The sequence below is a fragment of the Clostridium sp. K13 genome (assembly GCF_019734195.1).
Classification (GTDB): Bacteria; Bacillota; Clostridia; order Clostridiales; family Clostridiaceae; genus Clostridium.
In genome coordinates this window covers 1-725 of the sequence record NZ_JAASHM010000087.1, presented here as the reverse complement: position 1 = coordinate 725, position 725 = coordinate 1, and the positions used below count along the sequence as shown (strand labels likewise).

Annotated in this window: 1 protein-coding gene; it reads left to right on the top strand. The window is 31.9% G+C overall.

Annotated features, from left to right (window positions below):
* The first annotated feature begins 236 nt into the window (after positions 1-236).
* A complete protein-coding gene (locus HCG76_RS18865) occupies positions 237-596 on the top strand; it encodes a winged helix-turn-helix transcriptional regulator (RefSeq protein ID WP_221701807.1) in 360 nt (119 codons plus the stop codon).
* Positions 597-725: the final 129 nt, after the last annotated feature.

The following is a 725-nucleotide window of genomic DNA, read 5'->3' as shown; positions in this document are numbered from 1 at the left end:
GGGTGAGCCGGTAAAGAAAGGCAAGTAATAAACCCCTTTAGGGGTAGCCAGTAAAAATATGCGGTTGGCAAACCGTTAGACGTGCGAGTATCACAGCCAGTAACAGAGCCTTATAGGCGTAGAGCAAACCACTCGTTTTACGGGTGGTCCTGATTTATATAAAATTAGATAATAAATGATATAATTTTAATAGATAATAAGAGAAAATATTTAATAGAATAGTAAGGAGAGTAATAATGATTAGTAAATTACCTGCATGTCCAGTAGAAACAACTTTGTTATTGATTAGTAATAAATGGAGGGTATTAATACTAAGGGATTTATCAGATGGAACAAAAAGATTTAATGAGTTAAAAAGGACTATAACAGGAATCAGTCAAAAGGTTTTAACTGAAAATTTAAGAGCTATGGAAGAATTGAAAATTGCCAGTAGGAGAGTTTATCCTGAAGTACCACCTAGAGTTGAGTATTCTTTAACTGAATTAGGGGAATCCCTTAAACCTATATTAGAGTCTATGTATGTATGGGGAGAAAACTATAAAGCTAATTATATAAAAAAAGATAGTAAGTATGATTCCACAGTGATGAAGAAATAGCTAATTAGTTTAAGTTATCTAAATATTTATAAATAAAGCAGATGAGGTTAAGGTGATATGCTCCCTTTATAGTAGACAGTTAAAATAATAAAACTGTCATTACTATAGAGGGAGCAATTTTTATGGGAA

Coding starts and splice junctions, on each gene's coding strand:
- HCG76_RS18865 (WP_221701807.1), top strand. CDS start 237: ATGATTAGTAAATTACCTGCATGTCCAGTAGAAACAACTTTGTTATTG.